Here is a 16,827-nt window from a genome sequence, read left to right as displayed (position 1 = left end):
GCGAGGCCGGGCAGGGCGGGATCAGGGGGATGATCAGCCGATCAGGGCGATCGCGGACTCGATCTGCGAGCGCAGGTCGTCCGAGATCGGGGCCGAGCCGGCGTTCTCGGCGGCGGCGTCCTGGCCCTCGGGGCTGGCGATGTAGGAGAAGTACGCCGCGACCAGTTCAGCGGTGTTCGCGTCCTCGTACTCGACGCAGCCGATGAGGTAGCTGACGAGGGCGATCGGGTAGACGCCGGACTCTTCGGTGCTGTAGTCCACCTCGAGGGCGAGGTCGCCCTCGCCGCGGCCCTCGACCTGCGGAGCCGAGTCGACGATCATCGCGGCGGCTTCGGCCGAGTAGGGGACGAACTCGCCACCGACGCCGACCGAGACGGTGCCGAGGTCGCCGACCTGCGAGGCGTCGGCATAGGTGATCGCGCCGTTGCCGTTGCGGGTCGCGTCCACGACGCCCGAGGTGCCCTGAGCGGCCTCACCGGAGTCGATCGGCCACACGCCGTCGGCCTCGTACTCCCACGCGCCGCCCGAGGCGGCCTCGAGGTAGGAGGTGAAGGTCTCGGTGGTGCCCGAGTCGTCCGAGCGGTGCACGGGCGAGATGGCGAGGTCGGGGAGCTCGACGTCGGGGTTGTCGGCGGCGATGGCCTCGTCGTTCCAGTTGGTGATGTCGCCGGCGAAGACGCTCGCGATGGTCTCAGCCGACATGTTCAGGCTGTCGATGCCCTCGAGGTTGAAGGCGACGGTGACCGGGGAGATGTACATCGGCAGCTCGACGATGCCGGCCTCTCCGTCAGCGGCGCACGCGGCGAAGCCGCCGGCGGCGATCTCCTCGTCGTTGAACGCGCGGTCCGAGCCGATGAAGTTGCTGGCGCCGGCGATGAAGTTCTCGCGGCCGGTGCCCGATCCGGTGGGCTCGTAGTTGACCGTGACGTCGGGGTTGGCGGTCTGGAAGTTCGCGACCCACGCCTCCTGGGCGGCGGTCTGCGACGAGGCGCCGGTGGCGTCGAGGGTGCCCGAGAGCGTGCTCGTCTCGTCGGTGGTGTCCGAGGCGGTGTCGGTGCCCTCGTTCGCGGCGCAGGCGGTCAGGGCGAGTGCGGCGACAGCGCCGAGGGCGCCGATCTTCGCAAGACGGTTGAGCTTCACTGTGAATCCTCACGTGTAGGGGTTGGGGTTGCGGGCCCGGTGCGGGGCTCGCCGTGCACGCTAAGCACGCAGCCTTAAGAGAGTGCGCGCGGGAGGTGAACGACTGGTGAACGGATGTTGTGCAGGAAGCCGGATCGCCCGAGCCGTGCGAAGGCGGCTTCGCGGAGTGGTTAGCGTGATGGTCATGTCCGAGATCACGAAGGCGGCGCGCGTGGCCGTGGATGCGACCGTCTGACGTGCCCGCAGACCTCGACCAGAGTGCGCTCGATCGCGCATCCCTCGCCACCCGACCGCGCACGCTCGTCGAGGTCTTCCGCGACACCGTCGCCCGGCACCCGGAGGCCTCGGCGCTCGATGACGGCGCCGGCGCCCTGAGCTACCGGGAGCTCGCCGCACTCGTCTCGCGCACCGCGGCGCGCCTGCACGAGGCCGGTGTTCGCCGCGGCGACCGCATCGGCATCCGGGTGCCGTCCGGCTCCCGGGATCTCTACGTGTCGATCCTCGGCGTGCTGGCCGCTGGAGCGGCCTATGTGCCGGTCGACGCCGACGACACCGACGAGCGCGCCGCGCTCGTGTTCGGCGAGGCGGCGGTGACCGGGATCATCGGCACCGGCGGCGTGTATGTGCCGACTGTTCCCGCCTCGGGCGGTGGGGCGGCGACCGGGCCGGCGGCGCTCTACGCCGACGCCGCGCCCCACCCGAGCACGAGCGCGATCGCCGCGGTGCCTCCGCCCACCGTCGACGACGACGCGTGGATCATCTTCACCTCGGGCTCGACGGGCGTTCCGAAGGGCGTGGCGGTCACGCACCGCAGCGCGGCGGCGTTCGTCGACGCCGAGGCGAACCTCTTCCTGCAGGATGCGCCCCTGGCGCCGGGGGATCGTGTGCTCGCGGGACTCTCAGTCGCCTTCGACGCGTCGTGCGAGGAGATGTGGCTCGCGTGGCGCCACGGCGCCTGCCTCGTCCCCGCGCCGAGGTCGCTCGTGCGCTCCGGCGACGATCTCGCCCCGTGGCTGCTTCGGCAGAGCATCACCGCGGTCTCGACCGTTCCGACCCTCGCGTCGATGTGGCCGGGCAGCGCGATCGAGAACGTGCGCCTGCTGATCTTCGGAGGCGAGGCCTGTCCTCCCGAACTGGCCGCTCGTCTGGCTGCGGAGGACCGCGAGGTCTGGAACACCTATGGCCCGACCGAGGCGACCGTCGTGGCCTGCGCTGCACCGCTTGGAGGGGACGGTCCCGTGCGGATCGGCCTGCCGCTGGACGGATGGATGCTCGCGGTCGTCGACGCCGACGGGAACCGCGTCGGTGAAGGCGAGGCGGGAGAGCTCATCATCGGCGGCGTCGGCCTCGCCCGCTACCTGGACCCGGAGAAGGACGCGCAGAAGTACGCGCCGATGCCCTCGCTCGGCTGGGAGCGCGCGTACCGTTCGGGCGATCTCGTGCGCTACGAACGCGAGGGGCTCATCTTCCAGGGGCGCGCCGACGATCAGGTGAAGATCGGGGGCCGCCGGATCGAACTCGGCGAGGTCGAGGCCGCGCTCGGAGATCTCCCCGGCGTGGCCGCTGCCTGCGCTGCCGTTCGCAAGACGGATGCCGGAGTGTCGGTGCTCGTCGGATACGTCGTCACCGAGGCCCCCCTCGACCGCGCCGCCGCGCGGGCGCGGCTCACCGAGCGACTCGCCGCCGGGGTCGTCCCGATCCTCGCGGAGGTCGACGACCTTCCCGTGCGGACCTCCGGCAAGGTCGACCGCGCCGCGCTGCCGTGGCCCCTCCCGGGCGCCGATGACACCGCCGACGGGCTCACCGACGACGAGGCATGGCTCGCGGAGCAGTGGCAGGCGGTGCTCGGCATGCCGATCACCGATGCCGCCGCGGACTTCTTCGACCTCGGCGGCGGGTCTCTGGCGGCGGCGCAGCTCGTCTCGCGCATCCGCGCCCGGGTTCCGGAGTTCTCCGTCGCCGACATCTACGACGTCCCACGGCTCGCGGCGATGGCGTCGGCGATCGGGGCCGTGGCCGCGGCGACACCGGTGGGGGAGTACTCCACGCCGAAGCCGACGCCGCGGCGGATGCAGTGGCTGCAGTCGCTCCTCGGTGTGCCGCTGTTCATCGTCACGGGTGTGCGCTGGCTGCTCTACCTGCTGACCGCGAGCGCGCTGCTGCGGCTCGTGCCGGGGTTCGACGTGCTTCCCGAGGTGCCGTGGTGGGTCCTCGTGGTGGGCCTGCTGCTGTTCGCGACACCGTTCGGCCGGATGGGGATCGCCGCGCTCGCGGCGCGACTGCTGCTGTCCGGTGTGAAGCCGGGCGACTATCCCCGGGGCGGCTGGGTGCACCTGCGGCTGTGGCTCGCCGACCAGTTCGCCGACCAGATCGACGCGGTGGGTCTGGCCGGCGCACCGTGGGTGACGTTCTATGCGCGGCTGCTGGGGGCGAAGATCGGCCGCGACGTCGACATGCACACGCTCCCGCCGATCACCGGGATGCTCGAGGTCGGTTCGCGCGCATCGATCGAGCCGGAAGTCGACCTGACCGGCTCCTGGATCGATGGTGACCGCGTGCGCGTCGGGCCGGTGCGCATCGGGGCGGATGCCGCGGTCGGCGCACGGAGCACGCTCGCGCCCGGGACGCGCATCGGCCGTCGGGCCGAGATCGCCCCCGGGTCGGCGGTGTTCGGCCGCGTGCGCGCCGATCAGAGATGGGCCGGCTCGCCCGCGGTGCGCGTGGGTGCGGCCGGCGACGACCGCTGGCCCGAAGACGCCCCGCCCCCGGCGCGCCGCTGGCTCACCGCCTACGCGGCATCGTCGGTCTTCCTCGGGCTCCTGCCGATCGGCCCGCTGGCCGTCGGCGGGCTGGTTCTCGCGGTGGGAGCGAGCGGCGCAGACACTCTCGGCGCGTTCTTCGCCAGTGCCGCCGCATGGCTGGTTCCCGCGGTGATCGCGGCGGGCGTGGTCTATGCGGGAGCCGTCGTGCTCGGCGTGCGCCTGCTGGCGATCGGCCTGACGGAGGGGACTCATCCGGTGCGATCGCGGATCGGATGGCAGGTGTGGACGACCGAGCGGCTTCTCGATTCCGCGCGCCAGTTCCTCTTCCCGCTGTACTCGAGCCTGTTCACCCCGGTCTGGCTGCGCCTGCTCGGAGCACGGGTGGGCAGGAACGTCGAGGCCTCGACGGTTCTGCTGCTGCCGTCGATGACGCGCATCGAAGACGGGGCCTTCCTCGCCGACGACACGATGGTCGCCTCCTACGAGCTCCGCAAGGGCTGGATGCGCATCGGAAGGGTGCGCATCGGCAAACGGGCCTTCCTGGGGAATTCCGGGATGGCCGGTCCCGGCCATCGCGTTCCCAAGGACGGCCTGGTCGCCGTGTTGTCGGTGGCACCCGAGAAGGCGAAGGCCGGCTCGTCCTGGCTCGGCTCACCGGCCGTGCGCCTGCGACGCGTCGCGACCGAGGTCGACGAGAGCCGCACCTATCGGCCCGGGGCGGGATTGCGTGTCGCTCGCGCGACATGGGAGCTTCTGCGCATCGTGCCGGTGATCGTCAGCTGCGGGCTCGGGCTCGGCGTGCTGTTCGCCCTCGCGGCGCTGTGGGAGGGCGTGGGGCCGGTGTGGACGCTCGTGCTGTCGGGACCCGTCCTTCTGCTCGCGGGCGGTCTCGCGGCCGCGGTGACGACGCTCGCGAAGTGGCTCATCGTCGGACCCATCCGTGCGGGGGAGAAGCCGCTGTGGTCGAGCTTCGTGTGGCGCACCGAGGTCGCCGACACGTTCACCGAGATGGTCGCCGCGCCGTGGTTCGCGCGGGCGGCCGCCGGAACGCCGGCGCTCGCCGTCTGGCTGCGTTCACTGGGTGCGACGATCGGGCGGGGGGTCTGGTGCGACTCCTACTGGCTGCCGGAGCCCGACCTCGTCACCCTCGGCGACGGTGCGACGGTCAACCGCGGCTGCGTTGTGCAGACGCACCTGTTCCATGATCGAATCATGAGCATGGATGCCGTCGAACTCGAGTCCGGGGCGACCCTCGGACCGCACAGTGTGATCCTGCCCGCGGCGACCATCGGCGCCGACGCCACGGTCGGTCCGGCATCCCTCGTCATGCGCGGGGAGCACGTGCCGGTGGGCTCGCGTTGGAGCGGCAACCCGATCGGCCCCTGGCGTGCGGTCAAGGTCCGCGCCTACCAGACGACCTCGTGAGCGACGCGTACACGCCCTCGAGCGGCGACGCGTCGTACGACGTGGAATCCTACGACCTCGATCTCCGATACGCCGTCCGGACCAATCACCTCGAGGCCCGCGCGACCCTCAACGCGGTCGCCGTGACCGACCTCGGTGCGTTCTCGCTCGACCTCATCGGACTTCGTGCGACGCGCGTGACCGTCGATGGCGTGCCCGCGAAGTTCCGGCAGGGACCGCGCCACCTCCGCGTGAGCGTGCCGCATCCGGTCGCCGCGGGTGAGCGGTTCTCGACGGAGGTGCGCTACGCGGGAAGGCCCTCTCCCCGCAGGTCGACGTGGGGGCAGATCGGGTGGGAGGAGCTCGAGGAGGGCGCGCTGGTCGCGTCGCAGCCGGTCGGGGCGCCCACGTGGTTCCCCTGCAACGATCGCCCCGACAACCGGGCGCGCTTCACCGTGGCCGTGACCGCGGATGCCGGCTACACCGTCGCCGCCACGGGACGCCGCGTCTCGGTGACCAAGCAGGGGCGTTCGACGCGCTGGGAGTTCCGCAGCGACGTCCCGACCGCCACCTATCTCGCGGCCGTGCACATCGGGCCCTACCGCGAGAAGTCGCTGGGACCCGCGACGGTCTTCACGCCGGGCGCCTTGGCGGTGCGGGCGCGCCGGGCTCTGTCCGACGTGCCCCGCATGATCGCGTGCTTCGAGGAGACTTTCGGGACCTATCCGCAGGAGGCGTGCACCCTGGTGGTGACTCCCGATGATCTCGAGATCCCGCTGGAGGCGCAGGGACTCGCCGTCTTCGGCGCGAACCATCTCGAACCGGAGTACGAGCGGCTGATCGCCCATGAGCTCGCCCACCAGTGGTTCGGCAACAGCGTCGGGATCGGCGCGTGGCGAGACATCTGGCTCAATGAGGGCTTCGCCTGCTACGCCGAGTGGGTGTGGTCCGAGGCCTCGGGCGGGCCCACGATCGAGGATCTCGCGGCCACAGCCCACAGCCGCGTTCGAGACCTCCGTGCCGACATCGTGATCGGAGACCCGGGGGCCCGAGACATGTTCGACGATCGGGTCTACAAGCGCGGCGCGCTCACCCTCCTTGCCGTGCGCCGCACCATCGGCGCCGAGGCGTTCGCGCAGCTGCTGACCGCGTGGACCGGCCGCCACCGCCATGCTCTGGTGTCGACGGACGACTTCATCGCGCTGGCGGAATCGTTCGCGGGCCGCCCGATGGCGGCGTTCTTCGACGAGTGGCTCTACGCCCGCGAGCTTCCGCCGCTTCCCGCGGACGCGTGAGGTCTCGGCCTGTCATGCCGAGCGCCACGCCGCACTGAGGACGGACCCGGGCGGTCCCGGCAGATCGCGCCCGCGCACGTCGGGGGCCGACGGGAGGGACGCCGTCCAGGTCGAACCCGCGGTGTGCACGACGACGGATGTCGGGTCGAGGCGCAGGAGCCGGCCGTCGGCCTTGGCGGCAGCCTCGAGACGCACCCACTCCCGGAGGGTGGCGACACCGACCACGTCGGAGGCGTCCGAGGCGTCGCCGCGCTCCGCGTCGATGCCGAAGCCGACGAGTCCGCGTCCGTCGATGACAGCCGCGACCGCGGTCGCCACCCGATTCATGCCGTCCCGGACATACGTCGTCGATGCGAGAAGTCCGCCGGGAGTCAGCCGCGGTGCGCCGTGGTCCCCACCGCACCGGGCGCACACGCGCGACACGTCGCACCCGGGAGCGAGGCGGCGCAGCAGCTCGTCGGCGACGGCGCGTCGGGGGCCATCCGCGACGGGTGCCCACGCGACCTGGATCGCCTCCACGTCACACGCCGGCGTCGTGCTTCTCGGTCGCGACGATGCCCGAGGCCGGGTCGTCGGCCGAGAGGTGCACGACCGAGAACTCTCCCGTGTCCAGCGCCGACGCGCTGCCCAGATACGAGCCCGGGATGCTGCCGGCCGCGAGCGCGAGCTCGCTGACGATGTCGGGAAGCACGGGGCCATGACTGCAGAGAACGACGGGCCGGCGCGCGCGGATCCGATCACCGACGATGCGCCGCACATCCGACCGCCCCTCCTCCCACGCATCCTGGCTGATCCCCGGCTCGAGGTGCACCTTGCAGCCCAGGGCGGCCGCGAGCGGACGCACCGTGCTGGCGCACCGCACCGCGGGGCTGGAGACGATCCTGCGTACGCCGAACGCGACAAGCGGGCCGACGAGCTCGTTCGCCTGCCGGCGCCCGCGCGGGGCGAGCGGACGCTCGGCGTCGACCTCGCCGTCGAACGCGTCCCGCGAGACGGCCTTCGCATGCCGGAGGATCACGAGCGGGAAGGTGCGCAAGGCCCCCTCGTCGAGGAAGGCGCGGAATCGCTCGACGATCTCGACGTCGACGGGATAGCTGAGGCGCTTCACGGCCTTCTTCAGCGACACCCACTCGAGCGCGGCGATCTCCTTGTTCGGCGTGAACGAACTCGCCCGGATCGCGGCGTCGGTCGCCTCGGCGGCCCAGTAGTGCACGATCTTCTCCCGTGATGACGGAAGCCGGTAGTGGGAGACGCCGATGTGCACACCGAGGCTCACACGGATGCCGGTCTCCTCGTGGATCTCGCGCGCGGCCGTCTCGGGCAGGGTCTCCCCGGGGTCGACCTTGCCCTTGGGTAGGCTCAGGTCGCGGTACTTCGTGCGGTGCACGAGCAGGATGCGCAGCTTGCCGTCGACGACTCGCCACACCACCCCGCCGGCGGCGTAGACGACGGCCGAGCTCATCGCACCGCCCGTGCTCGACGGCGTCGCCGCACGTCGTGCATGGTGCGATCCTGCAGGTCCAGCAGCGGTGCGCCGTCGGCGCTCTGGGCGTGGCGCGTCCATTCCGCGTCCGCGCCCAGCCACCACGAGCTGGTGCTGTCGCTCATCGCGAGGGTGAACAGATCGTCCAGTTCGCGGAGGTGGGCGGGGGCGACGACCCGCACGAGCGCCTCGATGCGTCGATCGAGGTTCCGGTGCATCATGTCGGCGCTGCCGATGTACATCTGCGGATCGCCGTCGTTCTCGAACGCGAAGATGCGGGAATGCTCGAGGTAGCGCCCGAGGATGCTCCGCACCGTGATGTTCTCGCTCAGACCCGGCACACCGGGACGGAGGGAGCAGATGCCGCGCACCCAGACCTCCACGGGAACCCCCGCCTGGCTGGCGCGGTACAGCGCGTCGATGATCTGCTCGTCGACCATCGAGTTGACCTTGATCCGCACCCGGGACGGCTTGCCGGCCAGCGCGTTCTTGCGCTCCTTGTCGATGAGCCGGAGGAGCCCCTTGCGCAGGTGCAGTGGAGCGACCAGGAGCCGCTTGAACTTCTTCTCGATCGCGTATCCGCTCAGTTCGTTGAACAGGCGGGTGAGGTCGCGGCCGACCTCGTCGTCGACGGTGAACAGGCCGAAGTCCTCGTACAGCCGACTGGTCTTGGGGTTGTAGTTCCCCGTCCCGACGTGGCTGTAGTGGCGCAGCACCCCCTCCTCCTCGCGGATCACGAGGGCGAGCTTGCAGTGCGTCTTGAGTCCGACGAGGCCGTACACGACGTGCACGCCCGCCTTCTCGAGCTTGCGCGCCCAGACGATGTTGTTGGCCTCGTCGAAGCGCGCCTTCACCTCGACGAGAGCGAGAACCTGCTTGCCGGCCTCTGCCGCGTCGATGAGCGCTTGGATGATCGGGCTGTCGCCCGACGTGCGGTACAGCGTCTGCTTGATGGCCAGAACGTGGGGATCCTTCGCCGCCTGCTCGAGGAAGCTCTGCACACTCGTCGCGAACGACTCGTAGGGGTGGTGCACGAGCACATCCGCCTTGCGGATCGCGGTGAAGATGTCGCTGCGCTCGGTGTTGTCGCCCGGCTGGAAGGCGAGCGCCGTCGTGGGCAGGTGCGGCGGGTAGTGCAGATCGGGGCGATCGATGCGCGCCAGATCGAACAGGCCGCGCAGGTCGAGCGGCCCCGGCAGGCGGTAGACCTCCTGCTCGGTGATGTCGAGTTCGTTCACCAGGAGCTCGAGTGTGAGGTCGTCCATGTCGTCGGTGACCTCGAGGCGGATGGGAGGTCCGAAGCGCCGGCGCATGAGCTCGGCCTCGAGCGCCTGGATGAGGTTCTCGGTCTCGTCCTCCTCGATCACGAAATCCTCGTTGCGCGTGAGGCGGAACGCGTGATGATCGAGCACCTCCATCCCCGGGAACAGGTCGCTGAGGTTGTTGGCGATGAGGTCCTCGAGCGGCAGATACCGCACCCCGTCGTCGTCGCGCGAGACCTCAACGAACCGCGGGAGCATGGGCGGCACCTTCAGCCGCGCGAACTCCTGACGGCCGGTTCGGGCGTTGCGGATGCGGATCGCCAGGTTCAGCGACAGCCCGGAGATGTACGGGAAGGGGTGCGCCGGGTCGACCGCGAGCGGCATGAGCACGGGGAAGACCTGGGTCTGGAAGTAGGTGTAGAGCTTCGCCCGGTCGTCGTCGTCGAGCGCATCGTAGGAGAGCACCTCGATGCCGTTGCGGGCCATCGCGGGCTTCACCAGATTGGTCCACGCCGCGGCATGACGCACCTGAAGGGCGTGCGCCTCGGCGGAGATGTCGGAGAGCACCTCGTGGGGCGAGCGCCCGACGTTGGTGGGCACCGCCAGTCCCGTGACGATGCGGCGCTTGAGGCCGGCGACGCGCACCATGAAGAACTCGTCGAGGTTGCTGGCGAAGATCGCGAGGAAGTTCGTCCGCTCCAGGAGCGGTGTCAGCTCGTCCTCGGCAAGCTCCAGCACGCGCTGGTTGAAGGCGAGCCAGCTCACCTCCCGATCGAGGTAGCGGTGCTCGGGCAGCTGCGCATCGAAGCTCTCGGACTGGTCGAAGTCATCGTCGTCGGCATCGCCGAGACCGGCATCGAGAACCTCTGGTTCGATCATCCCCTCATCATTGCAGGACGAAGGTGACCGCGGTGTGAACGCGGCGGGCTACGACGCTTCGCCGCGTTCGCGCGGCGTCGGGACCTGGTCGTCCTCGTAGACGTTGAAGCGGTAGCCGACGTTCCGGACCGTCCCGATGAGCTGCTCCAGGTCGCCGAGCTTGGCGCGCAGGCGACGAACGTGCACGTCGACCGTGCGGGTGCCGCCGAAGTAGTCGTATCCCCACACCTCGCTGAGAAGCTGCTCGCGCGTGAAGACCCGCGAGGGATGCGTGGCGAAGAAGTGCAGGAGCTGGAACTCCTTGTAGGTCAGATCGAGCGGCTTGCCGTGCACCTTCGCGGAGTACGACGACTCGTCGATGGAGATGCCGGACGTCTGGATGCGGCTCGAGCCCTGGTCCTGGCTCTTGCGGCCGATGGCGAGGCGGATGCGCGCATCCACCTCCGCGGGACCGGCGGTCACGAGGATCACGTCGTCGACGCCCCAGTCGGTCGACACGGCGGTCAGTCCGCCCTCGGTGACGATGAGGATCAGCGGAGCGTCGGCGCCGGTGGTGTTCAGGATCTTGCTGAGCGACTTCGCGCCGACCAGGTCGACGCGCGCGTCGATGAAGATGACGTCGGAGCTCGGTGCGTTCACCAGCTGCGCGGCTTCGGCCGGGATCTGCCGTACGCGATGACTCAGCAGTTCGAGCGAGGGCAGGACAGGGCCGCCCCCCTGTGCGGAGCTGAGAACCAGAAGCTGTGCCAAGACGCCATCCTCTCGGCGTCGAACACGCCGTGGCCCCATATTAGAGCGTGGGCGACACCGGCTCCGAAACGCCCCGCTTGGCGCCCGGCTCCGCGTGCGCGAGAATGGTCGCGATGTCCACCCCACCGCTCGCACCGCGTTCGACCTTCGGCGGCGTCGTCGCCGTCTGGATCGTCGCCGCGATCGTCGGCATCGCGATCGGACTGTTCGTGCCGGCCGAGTGGCGCGCCGCGTGGATGCCGGTGGGACTCGGCGGGTGCCTGATCCTCGCCTTCGCCGTGCAGCTGTCCTACGGGCGCTCATACCGCTTCATCCAGCGCGTGGCCGCGAGCGTCGTCGGAGCCCTTCTGATCCTGGGCGTGATCAGCCTCGGGTTCGGTCTCGCGTCGGTGGTTCCGGGATAGAGTGGTCGACATGGATCTCGTGGCGCTGGAACTCTTCTTCATCGGCCTTCTGGGTCTGGCTTCGCTGGCGATCGTGTTCATCTCCGGCGTCGTCGTGAAGAACCTGTATCGCGGCCAGCGCTGACGGGGCGCGTCGTGCTCGATCTGCCGACCGACATCGCCGCAGACCTCGCCCCGCTCTCCTGGCTCATCGGGGTGTGGGAGGGCACCGGCGTTCTGGACTACACCGCCGGCGACACCCGCTTCTCGGGTGAGTTCACCCATCGGGTGAGCTTCAGCCACGACGGCGGAGACCACCTGAACTACTCCGCCGACGCCTGGACGATCGGTGCCGACGGCGGCCGTGTGCCGCTGGTCGCCGAGGTCGGCTTCTGGCGTCTGGAGCGTCCGGCCATCGCCACCGACGCAGGCCCGGCCCTGCTGCCGCCGCGCGCGCCCGGACCCGCTCGCACGGCCGATGACGTCGAGAAGCTCCGCAACGCCGAGGGCGGGTTCGACATCCAGGCCCAGATCGTCCACTCCGACGGCGTCGGCGAGCTCTATCTCGGTCAGATCAAGGGGCCGCGCATCGACCTGGCCACCGACGCGGTCGTGCGCACCGCCGGTGCGCGGGAGTACGCCGCGGCGACCCGCATGTACGGCCTCGTCGAGGGAGATCTGCTCTGGGCGTGGGACATCGCCGCTCTCGCACACGACCTGCGCTCGCACGCGTCGGCACGTCTGAAGCGCGCGGAGTGACGGCGATGATCGATTCTGCGCGCGTGCCCGGGGCGGTGATCGAGGGCGGAGTGCTCCAGCACCTCGGGTCACCGCTCGGCGAGCAGCGCGCCCTTGCCGGCGGTCGGGCGGTGGCCGTGCTCGGCGACCGCCGCGTGCTCGCTGTCACCGGCGAGGACCGGCTGTCGTGGCTGGACTCCCTGACATCGCAGGCGCTGCGCACCCTCGAGCCCGGTGTCAGCACCGAGCTGCTCGTGCTCGACCCGCAGGGGCGAGTCGAACATGCCGCTGCCGTGCTCGACGACGGCGAGACGACCTGGCTGCTCGTCGACGCCGGCGACGCCGACGCGCTCTTGACCTGGCTGCAGCGGATGCGGTTCCGGCTTCGGGTCGCGCCCCGCGACGCCGGCGACGAGTACACCGTGGTGGGCGGAGCGCCCGATGCGGTGGCGCCGTGGGCGGCATCCGTCGACGGCAGGCCGCTCGTGTGGCGCGACCCCTGGCCCGACGTGGCCGTGGGCGGCTGGGCCTATGCCGCGACCGATCCCCACCCCGGGGGCCAGCGCGGATGGGGCGAGGCGCTCGTCACGTCCGACCGGGCCGATGCGCTGGTCGAGGCCGCCGCGCGAGGAGAGGCGGCCCTCGCCGGGGCGATCGCCGCCGACGCCCTTCGCGTCGCCGCCTGGCGGCCCCGGTGGGCCGCCGAGGTCGACGGGCGGCTGCTGCCCCATGAGGCCGACTGGCTGCGCACCGCCGTGCACCTGGACAAGGGGTGCTATCGCGGGCAGGAGACCGTCGCCAAGGTGCACAACCTGGGGCACCCTCCGCGCCGCCTCATCTCCCTGCATCTCGACGGCAGCGACAGCGTGCTGCCCGAACGAGGCGCCGCGGTGCGCGCCGGTGGCGACGTGGTCGGCGAGATCACGTCCGCAGCGCTGCATTTCGAAGACGGCCCGATCGCCCTGGCACTCGTCAAGCGATCCGCGCCGGTCCCGGGCACGCTCACGGTGGACAGCCCGGCGGGTGACATCGCCGCGGCTGCCGAGACGATCGTTCCGCCCGATGCCGGGCGCACCGCAGCGGTCCCGCGCATGCCGCGGCTCGGGCGACGCACCGCGGCCGGGTGAGATGAGCGACGCGCCGCCGCCGCTGACCGAGGCGATCCCGGTCGGATGGCGTGCCCAGCTCGATCCCCGACCGCGGCTGAGGCGGCTGCGCGACTCGGCGAACGCCATCGTGCAGATCGTGGTCGCCGCGACGGCGGCGTACGCCTTCGCCCACTATCTCCTCGGGCATCCGGCACCGCTCATCGCGGCGACGGTCACCGTCTCCAGCCTCGGTCTCGTGCGCGACGCGCGGCCACGACGCGTGCTGCAGACCGTGCTCGGCATGCTCGTGGGCATCCTCGTCGCCGAAGTGATCGCGATGGTCGCGGGGTCGGGCTGGTGGCAGCTGGCGATCGCGCTCGCCGTCACGATGACCGTCGCACGCCTGCTGTCGGCCCACGCCGGGTTCACGATCGCGGCGGCGATCCAGGCCATCATCGTGATCGTCGTCCCGGCGGAGACGCCCTTCCTGAGACTCGTGGACGGCGTGGTCGGCGGGATCGCCGCCCTCGCGGTGACCGCCCTGATCCCGCGGAACCCGCACAAGGCGGAACGTCGGGATGCGGCGGCCCTGTTCCTCGCGGTGCAGAAGACGATGGACACCCTCGTGCAGTCGCTGCGACGCGGCGACAGGCTGCGCGCGGAGCGCGGTCTGCAGCGGGCGCGGGCGCTGCAGAAGCACGTCGACCGCTGGGCCGACTCGCTCGATTCCGGCCTGTCGATCGCGCGCATCTCGCCGTTCCTGCACCGCGCCCGCGGCGAGCTGCTGCGGCACGACCGCGTGCGGCAGGCGATGGATCTCGCCACCCGCAATCTGCGGGTGGTCGCGCGGCGGGCGGTGTATCAGACCGACGACCGTCGCCCACGGGTCGTCGTCGCCGAGACGCTGGCCGAGATCGCGCGCGTGATGGCGCTGGTCGAGGACTCGCTCGACGACATCGCGCTCGCACCGGCCGCGCGCGAGGCCGGGAGGGCGGTGGCCTCCCGGCTGGACCCGCGCATGATCCTTCCCGACGCGGACCTGGGGGAGCAGAACCTCATCGTCGCGATGCGCCCGCTCGTGACCGACCTGCTCACGGCCACCGGCATGACACCTGACGAGGCGCGGGAGTGCCTGCCGCGTCTGTGATCCTCGGGGTCACGGCTGCGGTGCGACCGCCTCCCACGGGATGGTGACCTCTCCCAGGCGCCACCTCGATCGTTCCCGCAGCGGCCATCCGGATGCCGCCGTGACCTCGAGCGTCCGGCGCCACCGGTCCACCGGACCGAAGGCTCCCAGCGCGGCCGAGCGCTTCCACGATGCCGCGAGGTCGCGCAGGAACGCGTGCACCGGCTCGCCGGGCACATTGCGGTGGATGAGCGCCTTGGGCAGTCGCTCGGCGGCGACGGCGGGGGAGTCGAGGTCGGTCAGGCGCAGCGAGAGGGTGAGGGTCGCCGGACGCCCGTCCGCGCCGACGGCGATCCACGTCGCGACCCGGCCGATCTCATCGCACGTGCCCTCCACCAGCACGCCTCCCGGCTGCAGGCGCGCGGCCATGCGAGCCCACGCATCGGCGACGTCGGGTTCGTCGTACTGCCGCAGCACGTTGAAGGATCGGATGGCGACCGGTCGACGACCGCCGGGAGTGGGGATCTCGAAGCCGCCCCGCGCGAACGACACGGCCGCCGTCGCCGCGAACGTCGTCTCGCCGGCGCGCACCCGCTCGAGCTGCGCGGTGGCGCGCGCGACGCGTTCCGGATCGATCTCGAGGCCGTGGACCTCGACGTCGCGCCGCGCCCGCGCCAGACGCGCGTGCAGTTCGAGCGAGGTGACTGCGCTCGCACCGAAACCCAGGTCGACCACAAGCGCATCGTCCGTGCGCCGCAGAGCCGGGTGGCGGGCCAGCCAGCGATCGACGCGACGGAGCCGGTTCGTCCCGGTCGTGCCGCGCGTGGCGCGCCCCACGACCGCGCCGCGCGAGGGGGGAGGAGACGAGGCCACGAGACCATCCTCGCAGTCAGTAGGATTGCGGGTATGAGCGAGCCGTACACGCTGATCCTCCTCCGCCATGGCCAGAGCGAGTGGAACAAGACCAACCAGTTCACCGGGTGGGTCGATGTCCGCCTCACCGAGCAGGGGAAGTCCGAAGCCGCCCGCGGCGGCTCGCTGCTCGCCGAATCGGGGATGCTCCCCGACGTGCTGCACACGTCGCTGCTGAGCCGCGCCATCCAGACCGCCGACATCGCCCTCGACGCCGCCGACCGGCTCTGGATCCCGGTCAAGCGCACGTGGCGCCTCAACGAGAGGCACTACGGCGCGCTGCAGGGCAAGGACAAGGCGCAGACCCTCGAGGAGTTCGGCGAGGAGCAGTTCATGCTGTGGCGTCGATCCTTCGATGTTCCGCCGCCGCCGCTTCCGGCAGACGCCGAGTACAGCCAGGTGGGCGACCCGCGCTACGCCGGCATCGACGGCGACGTGCCCGAGACCGAGTCGCTCAAGCTCGTCATCGATCGCATGCTGCCGTACTGGCACAGCGACATCGTTCCCGACCTCCAGGCGGGCAAGACGGTGCTGGTCACGGCCCACGGCAACTCGCTGCGCGGCCTCGTCAAGCACCTCGAGGGCATCAGCGACGACGACATCGCCGCGCTGAACATCCCGACCGGCATCCCGCTCGTCTACCGCCTCGACGACTCCCTGACCCCTCTCGGCCCGGGCGAGTACCTCGACCCGGAGGCCGCCGCCGCCGGCGCCGCCGCGGTCGCCTCGCAGGGCAAGGGCTGACCTCCCGACGCACGAACGAAGGGCGGGCTCCGCGATGCGGGCCCGCCCTTCGTCTGTGTCAGGTCAGTCGGACGTGACGATCGTGGTGTCGATCTCCTGGTCGTGGCTGGCCCAGTCGCCCGTGGCGAGGTAGAGCACCTTCTTCGCCACCGAGACGGCGTGGTCGCCGAAGCGCTCGTGAAAGCGGCTCGCGAGCGTCGCGTCGACGGTCGCCGACGCCTCGTGGTCCCATGACTCCGACAGCACCTTCTCGAAGACGCTGACGTGCAGCTCGTCGATCTTGTCGTCGATCTCCCGGATCTGCTCGGCCAGCCGGAGGTCCTCGGTGCGCAGCAGGTCGGTGAGGGTCCGCGCGGCGGCCACGTCGAGCTCGCCCATCTTGGTGAAGGTGGACTTCAGCCCGTGGGGAACGACACGCTCCGGGAAGCGCATGCGCACGAGCTGGGCGACGTGCTCGGCGATGTCGCCCATGCGCTCGAGCGATGCGCTCATGCGCAGCGCGCTGACGACGATGCGCAGATCGCGGGCGACCGGCTGCTGACGGGCGAGGATCTCGATGGCCAGCTCGTCGAGCGCCACCGCCTTCTCATCGATGATGATGTCGGCCTCGATGACCTCCTCGGCGAGCGAGACGTCGCTCTTCTCGAACGCGGTGGAGGCCTTCTCCATCGCGATCGTCACGAGTTCGGAGATCTCGACGAGACGTGACTGCACGTCTTCGAGGGTCTGGTGGAAGACTTCGCGCATTGCGGCACCTTTCCTTCGGTCGTGCGGGGTGCGGCCCCGGCGATTCTCGTCAGGGAAGGTTAACGAACGGTTCCCCCGGGGTGAATAGTACTGATCCCGCCGACCGGGCACCGG

Annotated in this window: 14 protein-coding genes; 7 read left to right on the top strand and 7 right to left on the bottom strand. The window is 70.9% G+C overall.

Going from position 1 to position 16,827, the window contains the following annotated elements; all coding sequences use genetic code 11:
• Positions 1-33: 33 nt before the first annotated feature.
• Positions 34-1,140, bottom strand: coding sequence for a phosphate ABC transporter substrate-binding protein PstS (locus tag ACGG9C_RS04965; protein WP_390178350.1), 1,107 nt, complete (start codon positions 1,138-1,140; stop codon positions 34-36).
• Between the two features lie 236 nt (positions 1,141-1,376).
• Between ACGG9C_RS04965 and ACGG9C_RS04960 the strand changes: the two genes are divergently transcribed.
• Positions 1,377-5,327, top strand: a complete 3,951-nt coding sequence (locus tag ACGG9C_RS04960) for a Pls/PosA family non-ribosomal peptide synthetase (RefSeq protein WP_390178349.1) — start codon at positions 1,377-1,379, stop codon at positions 5,325-5,327.
• Positions 5,324-6,601 carry a M1 family metallopeptidase gene (locus tag ACGG9C_RS04955; protein ID WP_390178348.1) on the top strand — a complete coding sequence of 426 codons (1,278 nt, stop codon included), beginning with the start codon at positions 5,324-5,326 and terminating at the stop codon, positions 6,599-6,601. Before ACGG9C_RS04960 ends, ACGG9C_RS04955 begins: the two co-directional genes overlap by 4 nt.
• Before the next feature lie 12 nt (positions 6,602-6,613).
• Here ACGG9C_RS04955 and ACGG9C_RS04950 read toward each other — a convergent pair whose 3' ends face one another.
• Genes ACGG9C_RS04950 through ACGG9C_RS04935 form a run of 4 tightly spaced genes read right to left on the bottom strand, consistent with a single transcriptional unit; the run spans position 6,614 to position 10,975 of the window.
• The gene (locus ACGG9C_RS04950; protein ID WP_390178347.1) at positions 6,614-7,120 is read right to left on the bottom strand and encodes a hypothetical protein; all 507 of its coding nucleotides are present in this window, start codon (positions 7,118-7,120) and stop codon (positions 6,614-6,616) included.
• 1 nt (position 7,121) lies between these two features.
• On the bottom strand, positions 7,122-8,063 hold the full coding sequence (locus ACGG9C_RS04945; RefSeq protein ID WP_286794160.1) for an NUDIX domain-containing protein: 942 nt from the start codon (positions 8,061-8,063) through the stop codon (positions 7,122-7,124).
• Positions 8,060-10,225, bottom strand: a complete 2,166-nt coding sequence (locus ACGG9C_RS04940; RefSeq protein WP_286794162.1) for an RNA degradosome polyphosphate kinase — start codon at positions 10,223-10,225, stop codon at positions 8,060-8,062. Before ACGG9C_RS04940 ends, ACGG9C_RS04945 begins: the two co-directional genes overlap by 4 nt.
• A 48-nt stretch (positions 10,226-10,273) precedes the next feature.
• The gene (locus ACGG9C_RS04935; RefSeq protein WP_286794164.1) at positions 10,274-10,975 is read right to left on the bottom strand and encodes a winged helix-turn-helix domain-containing protein; all 702 of its coding nucleotides are present in this window, start codon (positions 10,973-10,975) and stop codon (positions 10,274-10,276) included.
• A 113-nt stretch (positions 10,976-11,088) separates the two neighbouring features.
• On the opposite strand from ACGG9C_RS04935, the gene ACGG9C_RS04930 reads away from it, so the two are divergent.
• The 4 genes from ACGG9C_RS04930 (at position 11,089) to ACGG9C_RS04915 (ending at position 14,331) form a co-directional block, all read left to right on the top strand.
• Complete coding sequence (locus tag ACGG9C_RS04930; RefSeq protein ID WP_286794170.1) at positions 11,089-11,379, top strand: hypothetical protein; 291 nt, start codon at positions 11,089-11,091, stop codon at positions 11,377-11,379.
• Positions 11,380-11,514: 135 nt separating this feature from the next.
• Complete coding sequence (locus ACGG9C_RS04925; RefSeq protein ID WP_390178346.1) at positions 11,515-12,117, top strand: FABP family protein; 603 nt, start codon at positions 11,515-11,517, stop codon at positions 12,115-12,117.
• A 5-nt stretch (positions 12,118-12,122) separates the two neighbouring features.
• Entirely contained in the window at positions 12,123-13,223 is a 1,101-nt protein-coding gene (locus tag ACGG9C_RS04920) for a YgfZ/GcvT domain-containing protein (protein ID WP_390178345.1), read from the top strand.
• A 1-nt stretch (position 13,224) separates the two neighbouring features.
• Entirely contained in the window at positions 13,225-14,331 is a 1,107-nt protein-coding gene (locus tag ACGG9C_RS04915) for an aromatic acid exporter family protein (RefSeq protein ID WP_390178344.1), read from the top strand.
• Between the two features lie 9 nt (positions 14,332-14,340).
• On the opposite strand, the gene ACGG9C_RS04910 is transcribed toward ACGG9C_RS04915, so the two are convergent.
• Positions 14,341-15,183, bottom strand: coding sequence for a class I SAM-dependent methyltransferase (locus ACGG9C_RS04910; protein WP_390178343.1), 843 nt, complete (start codon positions 15,181-15,183; stop codon positions 14,341-14,343).
• Positions 15,184-15,216: 33 nt separating this feature from the next.
• On the opposite strand from ACGG9C_RS04910, the gene ACGG9C_RS04905 reads away from it, so the two are divergent.
• Positions 15,217-15,966, top strand: a complete 750-nt coding sequence (locus ACGG9C_RS04905; RefSeq protein ID WP_390178342.1) for a phosphoglyceromutase — start codon at positions 15,217-15,219, stop codon at positions 15,964-15,966.
• 63 nt (positions 15,967-16,029) lie between these two features.
• Here the strand turns inward: ACGG9C_RS04905 and phoU are convergent, their stop codons facing one another.
• On the bottom strand, positions 16,030-16,713 hold the full coding sequence (phoU, locus tag ACGG9C_RS04900; protein WP_286795820.1) for a phosphate signaling complex protein PhoU: 684 nt from the start codon (positions 16,711-16,713) through the stop codon (positions 16,030-16,032).
• Positions 16,714-16,827: the final 114 nt, after the last annotated feature.

Source organism: Microbacterium sp. MTN4-26, assembly GCF_042846595.1.
Classification (GTDB): Bacteria; Actinomycetota; Actinomycetes; order Actinomycetales; family Microbacteriaceae; genus Microbacterium; species Microbacterium luteum.
The sequence above is the reverse complement of the archived record's forward strand: the minus strand, read 5'-3'. Positions and strand labels throughout refer to the sequence as shown.